14 protein-coding genes are annotated in these 15,866 nt (G+C 63.1%); 13 read left to right on the top strand and 1 reads right to left on the bottom strand.

What is annotated here, in order from left to right; translation table 11 throughout:
- The first annotated feature begins 83 nt into the window (after positions 1 to 83).
- From art_RS09075 to art_RS20970, 11 genes are all read left to right on the top strand, one after another.
- Positions 84 to 1,043 (top strand): ABC transporter ATP-binding protein, encoded by a 960-nt coding sequence (locus tag art_RS09075; protein WP_038464252.1) that lies wholly within the window; start codon positions 84 to 86, stop codon positions 1,041 to 1,043.
- A complete protein-coding gene (locus tag art_RS09070; RefSeq protein WP_038464249.1) occupies positions 1,040 to 1,795 on the top strand; it encodes an ABC transporter in 756 nt (251 codons plus the stop codon). Before art_RS09075 ends, art_RS09070 begins: the two co-directional genes overlap by 4 nt.
- Positions 1,732 to 2,883, top strand: a complete 1,152-nt coding sequence (locus art_RS09065) for a sensor histidine kinase (protein WP_082000210.1) — start codon at positions 1,732 to 1,734, stop codon at positions 2,881 to 2,883. The genes art_RS09070 and art_RS09065 overlap by 64 nt, the downstream gene beginning before the upstream one ends.
- Positions 2,877 to 3,509, top strand: coding sequence for a response regulator transcription factor (locus art_RS09060; protein WP_038464246.1), 633 nt, complete (start codon positions 2,877 to 2,879; stop codon positions 3,507 to 3,509). Before art_RS09065 ends, art_RS09060 begins: the two co-directional genes overlap by 7 nt.
- Positions 3,510 to 3,823: 314 nt before the next feature.
- Positions 3,824 to 5,740, top strand: a complete 1,917-nt coding sequence (gene typA, locus art_RS09055; RefSeq protein ID WP_038464243.1) for a translational GTPase TypA — start codon at positions 3,824 to 3,826, stop codon at positions 5,738 to 5,740.
- A 1,006-nt stretch (positions 5,741 to 6,746) separates the two neighbouring features.
- Positions 6,747 to 8,390, top strand: a complete 1,644-nt coding sequence (locus art_RS09050; RefSeq protein ID WP_038464240.1) for an ABC transporter substrate-binding protein — start codon at positions 6,747 to 6,749, stop codon at positions 8,388 to 8,390.
- A 196-nt stretch (positions 8,391 to 8,586) separates the two neighbouring features.
- Entirely contained in the window at positions 8,587 to 9,513 is a 927-nt protein-coding gene (locus tag art_RS09045) for an ABC transporter permease (RefSeq protein WP_038464237.1), read from the top strand.
- On the top strand, positions 9,506 to 10,531 hold the full coding sequence (locus art_RS09040) for an ABC transporter permease (protein ID WP_082000209.1): 1,026 nt from the start codon (positions 9,506 to 9,508) through the stop codon (positions 10,529 to 10,531). Before art_RS09045 ends, art_RS09040 begins: the two co-directional genes overlap by 8 nt.
- Positions 10,532 to 10,536: 5 nt before the next feature.
- On the top strand, positions 10,537 to 12,336 hold the full coding sequence (locus art_RS09035) for an ABC transporter ATP-binding protein (RefSeq protein WP_038469455.1): 1,800 nt from the start codon (positions 10,537 to 10,539) through the stop codon (positions 12,334 to 12,336).
- 123 nt (positions 12,337 to 12,459) lie between these two features.
- Positions 12,460 to 13,404: a PIG-L family deacetylase gene (locus tag art_RS09030; protein WP_052136165.1), complete on the top strand. Its 945-nt coding sequence runs from the start codon at positions 12,460 to 12,462 to the stop codon at positions 13,402 to 13,404.
- Positions 13,401 to 13,847, top strand: a complete 447-nt coding sequence (locus art_RS20970; RefSeq protein WP_052136163.1) for a hypothetical protein — start codon at positions 13,401 to 13,403, stop codon at positions 13,845 to 13,847. Before art_RS09030 ends, art_RS20970 begins: the two co-directional genes overlap by 4 nt.
- 17 nt (positions 13,848 to 13,864) lie before the next feature.
- Here the strand turns inward: art_RS20970 and art_RS09020 are convergent, their stop codons facing one another.
- Positions 13,865 to 14,098: a hypothetical protein gene (locus art_RS09020; RefSeq protein ID WP_038464234.1), complete on the bottom strand. Its 234-nt coding sequence runs from the start codon at positions 14,096 to 14,098 to the stop codon at positions 13,865 to 13,867.
- A gap of 110 nt (positions 14,099 to 14,208) precedes the next feature.
- Between art_RS09020 and fdxA the strand changes: the two genes are divergently transcribed.
- A complete protein-coding gene (fdxA, locus tag art_RS09015) occupies positions 14,209 to 14,532 on the top strand; it encodes a ferredoxin (RefSeq protein ID WP_038464231.1) in 324 nt (107 codons plus the stop codon).
- Positions 14,533 to 14,541: 9 nt separating this feature from the next.
- Complete coding sequence (gene dapC / locus art_RS09010) at positions 14,542 to 15,711, top strand: succinyldiaminopimelate transaminase (protein ID WP_038464229.1); 1,170 nt, start codon at positions 14,542 to 14,544, stop codon at positions 15,709 to 15,711.
- Positions 15,712 to 15,866: the final 155 nt, after the last annotated feature.

Genomic DNA, 15,866 nt, shown 5'->3' with positions numbered 1-15,866 from the left:
CGTTTAGCGAAGTGGGCCGCATCACGGGGCATGCGTGACATTTTGCACTTCCGGTGACCTACGGGGTCGAGCAAACTGAAGGAATGCAAACCAAGACGCACAAACATTTGGCGGCCGCCGCAACCTCGGAACCAGCCCCGGCACTAAAACTTGAGGCGGTCCGCAAAAGCTTTCGCACCGCCCAAGGGCCGGTGCAAGCCGTCGCGGGGATCGACCTGAGCGTGGGCACGGGTGAGATCGTGGCCTTCCTTGGCCCCAACGGTGCCGGAAAAACCACCACGATCGACATGATGCTCGGGTTGACAGCTCCCACCTCCGGAACCGTCAGCGTGTTCGGCAAGAGTCCGCGCGCAGCGGTTGAGGCGGGGGACGTCTCAGCGGTGCTGCAAACCGGTGGGTTGCTGCGGGATCTGACCGTGCGTGAAACCGTGACGGCCATTGCCGCCCTGCACGGGGCCCGGGACCGGATCGACTCCGTCATGGAACGGACCGACATCACCTCGCTGGCCAAACGAAAGGTCTCCAAATGCTCCGGCGGTGAACAGCAGAGGCTCAAATTTGCTCTGGCGCTGCTGCCCGATCCGCGCCTGCTCATCCTGGATGAACCCACCGCGGGCATGGATGTTGCGGCCCGGCACGCATTTTGGGACACCATGCGGGCTGACGCCCTCGAGGGGCGCACCGTGTTGTTCGCCACCCATTATCTGGAAGAGGCGCAGGACTTTGCCGAGCGCACCGTGCTCATCGGGTCCGGCAAGGTGCTCGTTGACGGACCCACCGCGAAGCTTCGCGAGGCAACCGGGGGACGGGTTGTCAGTGCCACGCTCCCGGCAGGCCTGCCCACCGACCACGCAGTGGCTGCCCTCAGCGCACTGGAGCGGGTCACCTCGGTGCGGCTCGCGGGGCAGCGGATCTTTGTGACGGGGCCCGGCTCCGACGCTGCCGCACGGCTGTTGCTGGGTGAACTGGCAGCCACCGACCTGGAAATCACGGCACCAACCCTGGATGCCGCCTTCATGGAATTGACCGGAGTGACCTCATGAACCCCACCTATGTGCGCATTGAACTCTTCCGCCAAACCCGCGATGTCGGGAATCTGATGTTCACCATTGGCCTGCCCGCGGTCATGTACCTGCTCTTTGGGAACATGTTCGGTGGTGGGGATCAGCCCGCAGGGAGCGGCAATGTGAAGTTTTACATCATGGCTTCCATGGCGGCTTATGGGGCAGCCGTGGCCACTACGGCGATTGCCGGCACGGCTGCCACCGAATCGCTGTTGGGCTGGGGCCGGCAGATCGCCTTGACACCGATGAAACCGATCGGGTTCGTCGGTGCGAAGGTCGGCGTAGCGCTGATTGTCGCTGCCGCCTCGGCAGCCGCGGTGTTTGTGGTGGGTGCGGCCACCGGGGCCAGAGCTGACAATTGGCGGATCTGGTTGCTCAGTTACGTCTTTGCTGTTGCCGGGTCGGCCCTCTTCGCGCTCTACGGACTGGGTGTGGGGATGAGCTTTAAATCAGAAACGGCTATCAGCGTGGCCAGCGGCACCATGGTGTTCTTCGCGTTCTTTGGCAACGTGTTCTTGCCGTTGAGCGGGACCATGCTGGATATTGCTCGTTTCACCCCGATGTACGGGTACGCGGGACTGGTGCGCTGGCCCCTCTTGGAAGGGCAAAACACCACCCCGGGAGCTCCCGCAGATTCAATTTGGCTGCTGTTGACTAACCTTGTTGCATGGGCACTTCTCTTCGCAATCCTGGCCCTGTGGGCACTGCGGCGCTCTCGGGCCCGCCGGTGACACAGAAGGCAGGGGAACCTGAGTCCTTTTGGGACAACTATGGCTACTTACTGTCCGCCTTCTGGGTAGTTTTTCTGATCTTCCCGGTGCTGTCGATTGCCCGTTCCGGGCTGCCCGCGGGCCTGACAATTCTGGGGTACGGATTGATCGCCTGCTTTGCTGCAACCTACCTGCAGGCGTTTTACCGTTTCCGCAGCGGGCTGGGGCGAAGCACGAACGGACACCCCGGCGCATGGCCGTTCTTTGCCCTGTTGCTTACCCTGGCGCTTGCCGGAATACCGCTTCTGAGGGAAAACACACTCTCCTACGGCCCCTTCATCATCAGCTACGCGGCCTATCTCCTCTCGCAACGGGCCATGTGGTGGATCACCTCCACCACGCTGGTGCTTTCGGTATGCGTGGCGTTCGCCAGTGGACAGGTGGAGGAATTCATCTTCCTGCTCTGTATTTTGGTGGTGCTGGCCATTGGCAACGCCCTGAACATCACGCTGATCCGCAGCGGCCTGGCAGCGGATGACCTCCGCCTTGATTTCGCAGTGCTTACCGAACAAGACCGCATGGCCAGGGACGTCCACGATGCGCTGGGTCATTCCCTCACAGCTGTTGGCCTCAAAGCTCAATTGGCCGAACGTCTTCTGGACACCGATATCGAGGCCGCCAGGAGCGAGCTGCAACAAATCAACGCATTGACCGTTGAAGCCATGGATTCCATCCGTGTCACCGTGGGCGGGCTGCGCCGCACAACGCTGGGGGAGGAGCTGTCCTTGGTGCGCGCCGCACTCGACGATGCGGGGGTCAGAACAGTCCTGATCGGCGATGCCGGCGACAGCGACCCGGTGCGTTCCACTGCCCTGTCCTGGATTGTTCGGGAGGCCGTGACCAACGTGCTGCGCCACGCCCACGCCACCACCTGCTGGATCCGGATCAGCGAAGGTGGGCTGAGCATCGAGGACGACGGCGACTCCCTTGCCGGATCCCATGAGGGGCATGGCATCCGCGGAATGCGTGAACGCGCCCGGCTGCAAGGGGCGCGCTGCGAGATGGGCGCCTCCGAACATGGCGGAACGAAGGTGGAGCTTTCATGGTGAACCACCAGGACGCAGCAGAGCCCATCCGCGTGCTGCTCGCCGACGACCAGGCGCTGGTGCGGGGCGCGCTCGCAGCCCTGCTGGATCTGGAGCCGGACATCACGGTGGTGGCTCAGGCCGGGAACGGCGCCGAGGTGCTGCCGCTAGCTGAGGCGCACAGGGCCCAGGTGGCATTGTTGGACATCCAGATGCCTGTCATGGACGGCCTGCGTGCCGCTGCCCTGCTGCGGTCCCGGTTCCCGCAGTGCAGGGTGCTGATGGTGACCACCTTCGACCGGCCCGGATACTTGCGGGCCGCATTCGACGCCGGTGCCTGCGGGTTCCTGGTCAAGGACACCCCGTCCGCCGAACTGGCAGCCGCGGTGCGCCGCGTGCATTCCGGGGGACGGGTGGTGGACCCGAAGCTGGCTGCACAATCACTGGGCCAAGTGGCCAATCCGCTGACGGAGCGAGAATGCCAGGTGCTGTCCCATGCCCAGTCCGGCGCCCCCGTGGCGCAGATAGCCGCCGCACTGTTCCTGAGCGTCGGCACCGTGCGCAACCACCTTTCCAGCGCCATTGGCAAGACCGGGGCAGCAAACCGGATTGAGGCTGCGCACTCGGCCCATGCGCAGGGCTGGATCTGAGGCCAACAGCGAAGGGTTGGGCCCTGTATAACGCGCCCAAAGCACGACGGCGGCAGGTGAGTTTCATCACGAAACTCCCCTGCCGCCGTCGTACTTTTTGGGAAAAACCGCTGGTCGGAGCCATAATTCCGGCAATCCGACGCTGGGGTGGGGCGAAAAATGTGGCCGTCATGGGATAAAGTGACTAGGCCGTATTTGTCAGTGCGACTAGAATAGTGTTATCTGCCGATTCTTCACGGCCAACCATCAATGTGACTTTCTGCTTTAGCCCTTCCGGGCCTGCAGCCGGGCCCAACTGAAACGAGTCTTCACGCATGAGCGATCTTTCTCTCAACACTGCCTCGCGCAATGACCTGCGCAACGTCGCCATTGTGGCGCACGTTGACCATGGCAAGACCACACTGGTCGATGCCATGCTCAAGCACACGCACTCATTTGCCGAACACGGCGATGTCGCTGAGCGCGTCATGGACTCCGGCGACCTGGAGCGCGAAAAGGGCATTACGATCCTTGCCAAGAACACCACTGTTGCCTACAGCGGTTCCGCAGCCAACGGCCTGGACATGACCATCAACGTCATCGACACCCCCGGCCACGCCGACTTCGGTGGCGAGGTTGAGCGCGGACTGTCCATGGTTGACGGTGTCGTCCTGCTGGTTGACGCTTCCGAGGGCCCGCTGCCGCAGACCCGCTTTGTGCTGCGTAAGGCACTCGCCGCAAAGCTCCCCGTCATTCTTCTGGTCAACAAGACCGACCGCCCCGATGCGCGCATCGATGAGGTTGTTGCAGAGTCCATGGACCTGCTGCTTGGCCTGGCCTCGGACCTGGCGGACGAAGTTCCGGACCTGGACCTGGACGCCGTCCTGAACGTTCCCGTCGTGTACGCATCCGGCAAGTTGGGCCGCGCTTCCCTGAACCAGCCCGGCAACGGTGAAGCTCCGGACTGCGAAGACCTTGAGCCGCTGTTCAAGACCATCATCGACCACATCCCGGCTCCGAAGTACAACCCGGAAGGTGTCCTGCAGGCGCACGTCACCAACCTTGACGCCTCGCCGTTCCTGGGCCGCCTGGCTCTGCTGCGAATCTTCAACGGCACCCTGCGCAAGGGCCAGACCGTTGCCTGGGCCCGCCACGACGGCACCATCAAGCCCGTCAAGATCACCGAACTGCTGGCCACCAAGGCCCTGACCCGTGTTCCCGCAGAATCTGCCGGCCCGGGTGAAATCGTTGCTGTTGCCGGCATCGAGGACATCACCATTGGTGAAACCCTGACCGACCTGGACAACCCGCAGCCGCTGCCGCTGATCACGGTTGACCCGCCGGCAATCTCCATGACCATCGGTATCAACACCTCCCCGCTGGCCGGCCGCGTCAAGGGCGCCAAGGTCACCGCACGCCAGGTCAAGGACCGCCTCGACAAGGAACTGATCGGTAACGTCTCCCTGAAGGTTCTTCCCACCGAGCGTCCCGACGCCTGGGAAGTCCAGGGCCGTGGCGAGCTCGCCCTGTCCATCCTTGTTGAGCAGATGCGTCGCGAAGGCTTCGAACTGACCGTGGGCAAGCCGCAGGTTGTCACCAAGATCGTTGACGGCAAGAAGCACGAGCCGATGGAGCACATGACCATCGACGTGCCCGAAGAGTACCTTGGTGGCGTAACCCAGCTGCTGGCAGCCCGCAAGGGCCGCATGGTCAACATGGCAAACCACGGCACCGGCTGGTGCCGCATGGAATTCATCGTTCCGGCCCGAGGCCTGATCGGTTTCCGCACCCGCTTCATGACCGACACCCGCGGTGCCGGCATTGCGGCCTCCATCGCCGAGGGCTACGAGCCGTGGGCCGGCCCCATCGAGTACCGCACCAACGGTTCGATCGTGGCTGACCGCTCTGGCGTCGTCACTCCGTTTGCGATTATCAACCTCCAGGAGCGCATGACCTTCTTCGTGCAGCCCACCTCCGAGGTGTACGAGGGCATGATCGTCGGCGAGAACTCACGCTCCGATGACATGGACGTGAACATCACGAAGGAAAAGAAGCTCACCAACATGCGTGCAGCCTCCTCTGACACCTTCGAGAACATGACCCCGCCGCGCAACCTGACCTTGGAAGAATCCCTGGAATTCGCCCGCGAAGACGAGTGCGTCGAGGTTACCCCGGAGTCAATCCGTATCCGCAAGCTGATCCTGAACGCCGGCGACCGCGCCAAGGCTTACCGCGCCCGCGCCAAGGACTAAGCATTTAGCAGTCCGCTGGTCGGGCTGGCCGCGACCACAGGTTTCGACCCGCCCGACCACAAAGCCCGCCCCGACACTTGTTGGGGCGGGTTTTTTGCACCCAAAATGCGGCCTGACCCGGTGCGACTGACGCGGTGCGGGGGCTGTACCTGCCGGCGACCATTCCAGCCCCCGCGTGCGCCCTTTCGCCCAAAGTACGACGGCGGGAGATTGCCTCGGTCTGCCAAAGGCGCGAGTTCTAGCGGTCGTACTTTGGGTGACCTGGCGTGGACGTGGCGAATTCTCGGGGGAACTGTCAGGATTTTCGGGGGGAACGGCCCGGGATGCGTACCGAGAACGGGGAACCCTGCGGTCAGCGTCGCTTGTTCACCATCCATTTCGCCGACAATGGGCCCAGCCCGTGAGATGCCGTCAAAGTTGCACCCATCTCGCGGGCTGGCCCCATTCTCGTGAAAAGGCTCCCGAATTTGTGTGGTCTGGGCCCATTCTCGACGCGGACAGGGGACAAATCGGAGGATCCGCCCCCGTGGACCGGCAGCGAATCGCCTTGGCAGCCCCGGACCTGTCCCCGCCGACTCGTTTCCCAACGCCGCAGCATCTTCCGGGGTGTTTGCGCCAACGCGGCAACATCTTCCGGGGTGTTTGCGCCAACGCGGCAACAACTAGCGAGGAGGACGTCCGGACGTTCTCGCGGTGAGCAGTGAGCAGTGAGCGGTGTGCGGTGAGCGTTTGGGCCACGTAGCCCGGGTCGTGGGGGAGGGATTGCTAAAACAGCCCGAAAGGTGAGGAAGCGCCGGGAGTTGTAGGACGTCACATGACGTAATTTTGTTGCAGGTCGGTAAAGATCTGGCAAAAGTGTGTCCTCGATTACTTGCTGGTAATAAAAGCCGATAGCCTAGTTGCGTATGAGTTGAAACACACTGCGTCCAACGACGAACGCGGTTTCTGGGGGATTTCGGTTGTTCCAGAGGTCAGCTCGCGTCCATTCAAATATCAAGGAGGCGGAATGCGTTTCTCGCGCACTTCCAAAGCACTGGGTGTGGCAGCAGTAGTTGCCATGGCCCTTACCGCCTGTGGCGGCGACACCGGCGGCGGCAATGGTGGCGAAACCACCGGCGGCGACACCAGCAAGGTCATTACCGCCAACAGCACTGAGCCGCAAAACGGCCTATTGCCGGCCAACACCAACGAAGTGGGTGGCGGACGCGTCATGGACCTCCTCTTCACGGGGCTGGTCAGCTATGACGCCAAGGGCGCCACGGTCAACGAGCTCGCTGACTCCATCGAGACAAAGGATTCCCAGACCTTCACCATCAAGGTGAAGTCGGGTCAGTCCTTCAGCGATGGCACCCCGATCACCGCCAAGAACTTCGTGGATGCCTGGAACTTCGGTGCAGCCGCCAAGAACACCCAGCTGAACTCCTACTTCTTCGAGTCCATCAAGGGCTACGACAAGGTCTCCGCTGAAAACTCCACCGACGACAAGATGGAAGGCCTGAAGGTTGTCGATGACACCACCTTCACCGTGGAACTTGCACAGCCTGAGTCTGACTTCCCGCTGCGCCTCGGCTACACCGCGTTCTACCCGCTGCCCGAGTCTGCCTATGCAGACCCGAAGGCATACGGCGAAAACCCGGTTGGCAACGGCCCGTACAAGCTGGCCGAAGGCGGCTGGAAGCACGACGTTTCCATCGAACTCGTGCCCAACGACAAGTACGAAGGCCCGCGCAAGGCCAAGAACGGTGGCGTGACCTTCACGATCTTCGCCAGCACCGACGCAGCCTACACCGAAGTTCAGTCAGACAACCTTGACGTTTTGGACCAGGTGCCCCCGAGCAACCTGCAGAACTTCACGAAGGACTTCGAAGGCCGCTTCGTCAACCAGCCCTACGCTGGTAACGCGACCATGACGATCCCGTCATACCTGCCTGAGTTCTCAGGTCCGGAAGGCGAACTGCGCCGCGCAGCCATCTCCATGGCCATCGACCGCCAGCAGATCATCGACAAGATCTTCTACGGCAACAAGAAGCCCGCCACGGAATTCACCTCACCCGTCATTGACGGCTTCGTTGCAGACCTGCCGGGCTCCGAGGTGTTGAAGTTCGACGCCGCCGGCGCCAAGGCCAAGTGGGAAGAGGCCAACAAGATCAACGCCTGGCCCGCTGACAAGGTCTTCACCATCACCTCGAACATCGATGGCGCCGGCAACAAGGAATACATCACGGCCATGGCCAACCAGATTGCCACCAACCTGGGCATCAAGGCTGAGCTGAACCCGATCGCCACGTTCAAGCAGTCACGTGACCTGATCAGCTCCAAGAAGCTCACCGGTGCCTCACGCGCCGGCTGGCAGGCTGACTACCCGTCGCTGTACAACTTCCTCGGCCCGCTGTACGGCACCGGTGCAGGTTCCAACGACGGCGACTACTCCAACCCGGCCTTCGATGACAAGTTGAAGGAAGGCCTCGCGGCCCCCACCGTTGAAGAGGGCGTCAAGAAGTTCAACGAAGCCCAGGAAATCCTCTTGAAGGACCTGCCGGTTGTGCCCCTGTGGTACCAGGCAGCCCAGGGTGTTTGGAGCAACAACGTCACCAACGTGCAGTTCGGTTGGAACGGCGTTCCGCTGTACTACGAAATTACCGCCAAGTAATCTTCTTACTGGTGTGAAGTGACAAGGGGGACCCGGCCTTGGGCCGGGTCCCTCTCGTTCGCACTACGCAACCCATGCGTGCCATTACGTGCAGAAGCTTCGGAGACCCCGTAAGTTGATCTGTGCCGCCAACTATTTGAACAGGTAATTTCATGAACGCTTTGCGATTAGGGGCAATGGGAGAGGGGACACCACAATGGTAATGTTCACCCTCCGCCGCTTCCTGCAGCTGATTCCCGTCTTTTTCGGGGCCACACTGTTGGTCTACTTCCTAGTTTTTGCAACCCCCGGAGACCCCATTGCCGCGCTCTCCGGTGGCAAGCCCATGGCCCCCGCTGTTGAGGCAGCGCTTCGGGCTCAATACAACCTCGACCAGCCCTTCTGGATTCAGTACGGGTTGTACCTGAAAAACCTCGTGTCGTTGAACCTGGGCCAGACCTTCTCCGGCCAGGACGTTTCCGCCGTCATCGGGCGTGCCTACCCTGTTACAGCAAGACTTGCCATCATGGCACTCGCTTTTGAGGCCATCTTTGGTGTCTTCTTTGGAGTCATCGCGGGCCTGCGCAAAGGCAAGCTCTTTGACGCAACCGTACTGGTGGCTTCACTCGTAGTCATCGCAGTCCCCACCTTCGTTCTGGGCTTCGTCCTGCAGTTGGTGGTCGGTGTCAAGCTCGGCTGGGCCCGTCCCACCGTCAGCGGCACCGCGCCGTGGAATGAGCTGGTGCTGCCGGCCCTGGTCCTTGGACTTGTCTCGCTGGCCTATGTCATCCGGTTGACGCGCACCTCCATTGGCGAAAACATGGACGCCGACTATGTCCGCACGGCCACAGCCAAAGGGCTGACCCGCCGCCGCGTGGTTGTTGTCCACATTCTGCGCAACTCATTGATTCCCGTTGTCACCTTCCTGGGCGCTGACCTTGGCTCCCTGATGGGTGGCGCCATTGTCACCGAAGGCATCTTCAACGTCCCCGGTGTTGGCAACCTGCTGTACAAGGCCATCCTGAAGGGTGAAAGCGCCACCGTTGTGGCTGTTGTTGGCATCCTGGTCATTGTCTTTGTCGTGGCCAACCTGATTGTGGACCTCTTGTACGCCTGGCTCGACCCAAGGATTCGCTATGTCTGAGAACCTGACTCCCGATAAAGACCTGGCCGCCGCTGCAACCCCAGCCACCCGCCAGGGAAAAATATCCCGCCACCACATTGAGCACTTCGTGGCACCGCTGGAGGAGACCCCTCTCGCCGCGATTGACAATGTCGACGAAAGTGCAGCGCCCCTGAGCCTGTGGGCTGACGCGTGGCGCAACCTGCGCCGCCAGCCGCTGTTCATCATTTCTGCGTTGCTGATCCTGGCCGTGCTGGTTGTGGCGATCTTCCCCGGCTGGTTCTCCGGCATCGATCCAAGGGACCCGGCAACCTCGTGCAACTTGGCCGACTCGGCCGAACCCGCACGTTCCGGCCACCCTTTGGGGTTCACGCTGCAGGGCTGTGACGTTTACGCACGCATGATCTACGGCACCAGGGCGTCCCTGATGGTGGGAGTGTTCACCACGATCGGCGTGCTCGTCATCGGCGGCACCATGGGTGCCTTGGCCGGCTACTACGGCGGTTGGCTGGACATCATCCTGGCCCGCCTGACGGATGTTTTCTTTGCCCTGCCATTGATCCTGGGTGCCATCATCATCAACCAGTTGCCGGCATTTCGGGACAACAAGAGTGTCTGGACCGTCGTGACTGCCCTGGTGGTCTTTGGCTGGCCGCAGATTGCCCGCATCACCCGCGGAGCCGTCATTGAGAACCGCAACGCGGACTTCGTCACGGCCTCCAAGGCATTGGGTCTCTCCCCGTTCCGGGCATTGCTCAGGCACGTGCTGCCGAACTCCCTCGCCCCGATCATCGTCGTGGCCAGCATCTCCCTCGGTACGTTCATCGTTGCTGAGGCAACACTGTCCTTCCTGGGCATTGGCCTGCCCTTCTCCGTTATGTCCTGGGGCAATGACATTGCCGCCGCACAGTCACAGGTGCGCAACAACCCGGGCGTGCTTCTCTGGCCTGCCATTGCACTGTCCATTACGGTGTTGAGCTTCATCATGCTCGGTGACGCCCTGCGTGACGCCCTCGATCCCAAAGCAAGGAAGCGGTGACCACCATGTCCAATCATGAAGCGGGGCAGGGAGCCAACACTTCCGGCAGCGCCACACAGCCGCTGCTGGAAATCCGCGACCTGGCCATCACCTTTCAAACCTCCAACGGCCCCGTCAACGCTGTGCGCAACGCACACCTGACGATCATGCCCGGCGAGACTGTGGCCATTGTGGGCGAGTCCGGCTCCGGAAAGTCAACGACGGCGCTTGCCGCCATCGGCCTGCTCCCCAGCAATGGAGGTGTCAGCGGCGGCCAAATCATCTTTGACGGCGAAGACATCACCAACGCCAGCGACAAGCGCATCATCGAACTGCGTGGAAACTCCATCGGCATGGTTCCCCAGGACCCCATGTCCAACCTGAACCCGGTGTGGAAGATCGGCTTCCAGGTCAAGGAGACGCTCAAGGCCAACGGCCTGGCCGGTGCCAACTCCAAGGAACGCGTGGCCGAAGTGCTGACCGAGGCAGGCCTGCCCGATGCGGTAAACCGTGCCAAGCAGTACCCGCACGAGTTCTCCGGTGGCATGCGCCAGCGCGCCTTGATCGCGATTGGGCTGGCCTGCCGGCCGCGCCTGCTCATCGCGGACGAGCCCACCTCCGCCCTGGACGTTACCGTCCAGCGGCAGATCCTGGACCACCTGGACCGCATGACCACCGAGCTGGGCACGGCCGTGCTCCTCATTACGCACGACCTCGGCCTCGCCGCCGAGCGTGCCGAAAAGCTTGTGGTCATGTACAAGGGCCAGGTGGTTGAATCGGGGCCCGCGCTGGAAATCCTGCGCAACCCGCAGCACCCCTACACCCAGCGCCTGGTGAACTCGGCACCGTCCCTGGCGTCCCGCCGCCTGCAGTCGCAGAAGGCCAAGGATGCGCTTGCGGAGGCCGTGGCCGAACTCGACACGCCAGCGGACGCCGTGGCACCCACGGAAGTCGGGCACTCGCCGTCGTCCATCCCGGCAGCGGCAGCGAAGCCTGCCGAGGCCAAGGCAGCCGCACGCAAGGGTGCCCAGGCAGGCGAGACCATCCTGGAGATCAAGAACCTCACCAAGACGTTCAAGCTCCGCGGCGCGCTCGGCAAGTCCACGGACTTCAAGGCGGTGGACGATGTCTCGTTCTCCGTGCCGCGCGGAACCACCATGGCGATTGTGGGCGAGTCCGGTTCCGGCAAGTCCACGGTGGCGCAGATGGCCCTGAGCCTGCTCGCGCCCACCGAGGGAAGCATCCTGTTCGACGGGGTGGAGGTCAACACGCTCAAGGGGAAGACGCTGTTTGACTTCCGCCGGCGCGTGCAGCCGATCTTCCAGGACCCCTACGGTTCGTTGGACCCCATGTTCAACATCTACCGGACCATCGAGGAGCCGCTGAAGATCCACAAGATCGGCGATTCCAAGTCCCGGGAGAAGAAGGTGCGCGAGCTGTTGGACCAGGTTTCCATGCCGTCTTCAAGCATGCAGCGCTTCCCCAACGAACTCTCCGGCGGCCAGCGCCAGCGTATCGCCATCGCGCGTGCACTGGCCCTGAACCCGGATGTGATCATCTGTGACGAGGCCGTGTCCGCACTGGACGTGTTGGTGCAGGCACAGGTGCTGAACCTGCTCAACCAGCTGCAGGAGGACCTTGGCCTGACGTACCTGTTCATCACGCACGACCTCGCCGTGGTCCGCCAGATCGCCGACCACGTCACCGTGATGCAGCATGGCCGCGTCGTGGAGGCCGCATCCACGGATGAGGTCTTCAGCAACCCCAAGCAGGTCTACACGCAGGAACTGCTCAACGCGATACCCGGCGCCACGCTGCTGGTCTAACAGCAGGGCTAGGCGCCACGGCACGGTAGGGCCGGCACATGCGGATCACCCGTGTGTGCCGGCCCCCGCTATTTCCCGGCCATCATTGGGGTGGCGGCAGCGCTTGCGAGTAGATTGGAAGGCATGGAAACATTTAGCACTCTGCCGGGCACCGGACCCGGCACCACCTTGCTCCTTGTCCACGCACACCCCGACGATGAGACCATTGCCACCGGCGCCACCATGGCCGCCGCGGCCGGTGCAGGAACCCGCGTAGTCCTGGTGACGTGCACCCGCGGCGAGCTGGGGGAGGTCATCCCGCCTGAACTCGCGCACCTTGAAGTGAAGGCTGCAGACCTGCCGCCCGTGCCGTTCCCGGAAACCAAGGACGACGGCGGGCACCTCCCCGGGCACGCAGCGTCACCCGGGGCCGGGCTTGCCGTGCAACGGGAACATGAATTGGCCAGCGCACTGGCGGCCCTTGGCGTGCATGAGCAGATCTGGCTGGGACAGGGGGCCACCGCCCCGACTGCCGGACCCGTGGTGTTCCGTGACTCAGGCATGCAGTGGGGGAACGACGGCCGTGCCACTGCAGCCTCAACCGTGCTGCCGGGATCGTTCTCCCGGGCCCCCTTGGCGGAGACGGCGGGACTGTTGGCACAAGCCATCCGGGACCTGCGCCCGGACGTGGTGGTCACCTATGCCTCCGACGGCGGCTACGGCCACCCCGACCACATCGGTGCCCATGAACTGACCGTGACGGCCTTGCGCCAAGCCCGGGCGGCCGGACCCGCCGCCGCAAGGCCGGGAGAGCCGGCACCCGTGGCGACCGGCTGGAAGGTCCCGGCCGTCTACACCATTGTCAGCGACCGCCCGGAACGACCGCTTGACGATGGTGCGCCACGGATTGCCGTGGCCGGGGACCTCGCCGCCAAAACAGCGGCCATGCGCGCCCACCAAACCCAGATCGTGGTGGACGGGGGGCGCTATGCGCTTTCGGACCAGGTCTGGCGGGACATCAACGTAGTTGAGGAGTTCACGCAGCTGGATGCTGGCATCATTTACGGAAACGGTGCGGACTCCCCGTGACGGATCCCGACGCCGGAGACAACCTGGCAGGTGCAGCCCCGGAACACCGCACACAGCTTCCCAAACCGCGACAGTGGGCTGTCACGGCCGCAGCCATGGGTGCAGGAGTTGGTGCCGGGCTGCTTGGCACGTCCCTGCACGGGCACACAATATATGTTGGCACCGCGGCGATTCCCTACGGTGCGGGGCTGGCCCTGCTGTTGTTGGCGGCCGTGAGCATGTTTGTGGGACTGTGGAGCAGAAGTTCCTGGGCCGTGGTTTGGTGCGGTGCCGCCGCATATGCAACGGCAGGCTTGCTGTCCCTGCAGTTGAGTACGTTTGGCTTGATCTTTGACAACGTGCAGGGACGGGTCTGGCTGTACGGGATCGCCGTGGTGACGCCGCTGGTGGCGCTTGCCGTGTGGCGCCTGCTGCGCATCAAGATCAACATCAAGCGGCAATAGGCCGCAACCGCCGCACCTTACGGCTGGACCCGCCGCGCCCGCGGCGCCGGGGGCGGGGGAACCGCCTTGGCGAGCTGGACGTCGTCGAACTTAATCGTGACGGGACCGGTGCGGGTGGTGATGGTGCAGCTCAGGCCATCGCGGGAGGTGAGCTCGCCGAGAGCGTCGGTCAGGCCGCCGTCGATCCTGTGGCGGACCACCAAGCGTGTGCCGAGGGGAAGCTGCGTGAGTCGCTCCAATGCAGTGTTCATCACTTCATACTAAGTCTCGGTGAGGTGCGGGGGCGGCGGCGTTGATGGATAATGGGAATGCCGGTGGCGATTTGTGCCGGACATTGGACTTGTAAGGAAGGTTGGGGTTCGTGACGTACGTAATTGCGCAGCCGTGCGTGGATGTCAAGGACAAGGCATGTGTTGAGGAGTGCCCTGTTGATTGCATCTACGAGGGTGAACGCGCGCTCTACATCCACCCGGACGAATGCGTTGACTGTGGCGCCTGCGAACCTGTGTGCCCCGTTGAGGCGATCTACTACGAGGATGACACCCCGGAAGAGTGGGCCGAATACTACAAGGCCAACGTTGAATTCTTCGACGTTTTGGGTTCCCCGGGCGGTGCAGCCAAGGTCGGCAACACGCACACCGACCACCCCATCATTGCCGCGCTCCCGCCGCAGAACCAGGACTGATCGCATCCCATGACATTGGCCCCTGCCAACGGCAAACCCTTTGGCCTGCAGCTTCCCGAGTACCCGTGGGAGGCGCTGGCGCCGTACTTGGCCACCGCCGCCAAGCATCCCGACGGTGTTGTGAACCTGTCCATCGGCACGCCCGTGGACCCCACGCCGGCGCTGATCCAGGATGCGCTGAAGGCTGCTGCGGATGCGCCGGGATACCCCACCACCCACGGCACCCCGGCCCTGCGCCAGGCGGTTGTGGACTGGTTTGCCCGGCGCCGCAACGTTCCCGGGCTCTCCCCGGTCGATGTCATGCCCACTGTGGGTTCCAAAGAGCTTGTTGCCTGGCTGCCGCTGCTGTTGGGTCTGGGCGTCGGCGATGTGGTGGTGCGGCCCCGCGTTGCCTACCCCACCTATGACATGGGCGCCGTTTTTGCCGGGGCCACCTCGGTTGCCGCGGATTCCCTGGACGAGCTCGACGCCGGGACCCTCGCCAAGGTGCGGCTGGTCTGGGTCAACTCCCCAGGCAACCCCACCGGCATTGTGCGCGGTGTCTCCGAGCTCGCTGCGCTGGTTGCAGCGGCGCGGGAGATTGGCGCCGTCGTGGCTTCCGATGAATGCTACGGCGAGCTGGGCTGGGGGGAGTGGGACGTTGAAAATGGCGGGGAGGCCGTGCCCAGCGTCCTTGACCCGCGCGTGTCGGGCGGCTCTAACGAGGGCCTGCTGGCCATTTATTCGCTGAGCAAGCAGTCCAATGTGGCAGGCTACCGTGCGGCGTTTGTTGCCGGTGACAGCGCCCTCGTGGCGAGCCTGGTCAACAGCCGCAAGCATGCGGGCATGATCGTGCCACACCCCGTGCAGGAGGCCATGCGCGTGGCCTTGGGCGATGACACACATGTTCAGGCGCAGAAGGCACTGTACCGCCGCCGCCGGGAAATGCTCGTTCCGGCGTTGGAGGGTTTTGGGCTCACGATCCACCATTCAGAGGCCGGACTGTACCTGTGGTGCACGGCCGGCGAGGACACCTGGACCACGATCGGCCGGTTCGCGGAGCTGGGTATTCTGGCAGGCCCGGGCACCTTTTACGGGGAAGCCGGCAACGGTTTTATCCGTGTTGCCCTGACCGGAAGTGATGAACGGATTGCTGCCGCCGTCCAGCGGCTGGGCGGGCAGCTGGGCGCAAAATCATAACGTTTTCGCGCAAAAGCGCCCTGTGCACCATTCTGGATTAGTGTTGCAGGCCCTTAAAGCGGTAGTTTCGTAGGTAACCGTCTAGGTCACCGGACGCATCATGTGCTTTAAGTTTTCTTTCGAATTTCCTCACGTGCGCGGGTGTCCCGCGGAAT

Source organism: Arthrobacter sp. PAMC 25486 (assembly GCF_000785535.1).
Lineage (GTDB): Bacteria > Actinomycetota > Actinomycetes > Actinomycetales > Micrococcaceae > Specibacter.
Note: the sequence above shows the minus strand (reverse complement) of the source record. Positions and strands in the feature narration are given on the sequence as shown.

Coding starts and splice junctions, on each gene's coding strand:
- typA (WP_038464243.1), top strand. CDS start 3,824: ATGAGCGATCTTTCTCTCAACACTGCCTCGCGCAATGACCTGCGCAAC.
- art_RS09040 (WP_082000209.1), top strand. CDS start 9,506: ATGTCTGAGAACCTGACTCCCGATAAAGACCTGGCCGCCGCTGCAACC.
- art_RS09070 (WP_038464249.1), top strand. CDS start 1,040: ATGAACCCCACCTATGTGCGCATTGAACTCTTCCGCCAAACCCGCGAT.
- art_RS09035 (WP_038469455.1), top strand. CDS start 10,537: ATGTCCAATCATGAAGCGGGGCAGGGAGCCAACACTTCCGGCAGCGCC.
- art_RS09020 (WP_038464234.1), bottom strand. CDS start 14,098: ATGAACACTGCATTGGAGCGACTCACGCAGCTTCCCCTCGGCACACGC.
- art_RS09065 (WP_082000210.1), top strand. CDS start 1,732: ATGGGCACTTCTCTTCGCAATCCTGGCCCTGTGGGCACTGCGGCGCTC.
- art_RS09045 (WP_038464237.1), top strand. CDS start 8,587: ATGGTAATGTTCACCCTCCGCCGCTTCCTGCAGCTGATTCCCGTCTTT.
- art_RS09075 (WP_038464252.1), top strand. CDS start 84: ATGCAAACCAAGACGCACAAACATTTGGCGGCCGCCGCAACCTCGGAA.
- dapC (WP_038464229.1), top strand. CDS start 14,542: ATGACATTGGCCCCTGCCAACGGCAAACCCTTTGGCCTGCAGCTTCCC.
- art_RS09060 (WP_038464246.1), top strand. CDS start 2,877: ATGGTGAACCACCAGGACGCAGCAGAGCCCATCCGCGTGCTGCTCGCC.
- art_RS09050 (WP_038464240.1), top strand. CDS start 6,747: ATGCGTTTCTCGCGCACTTCCAAAGCACTGGGTGTGGCAGCAGTAGTT.
- art_RS09030 (WP_052136165.1), top strand. CDS start 12,460: ATGGAAACATTTAGCACTCTGCCGGGCACCGGACCCGGCACCACCTTG.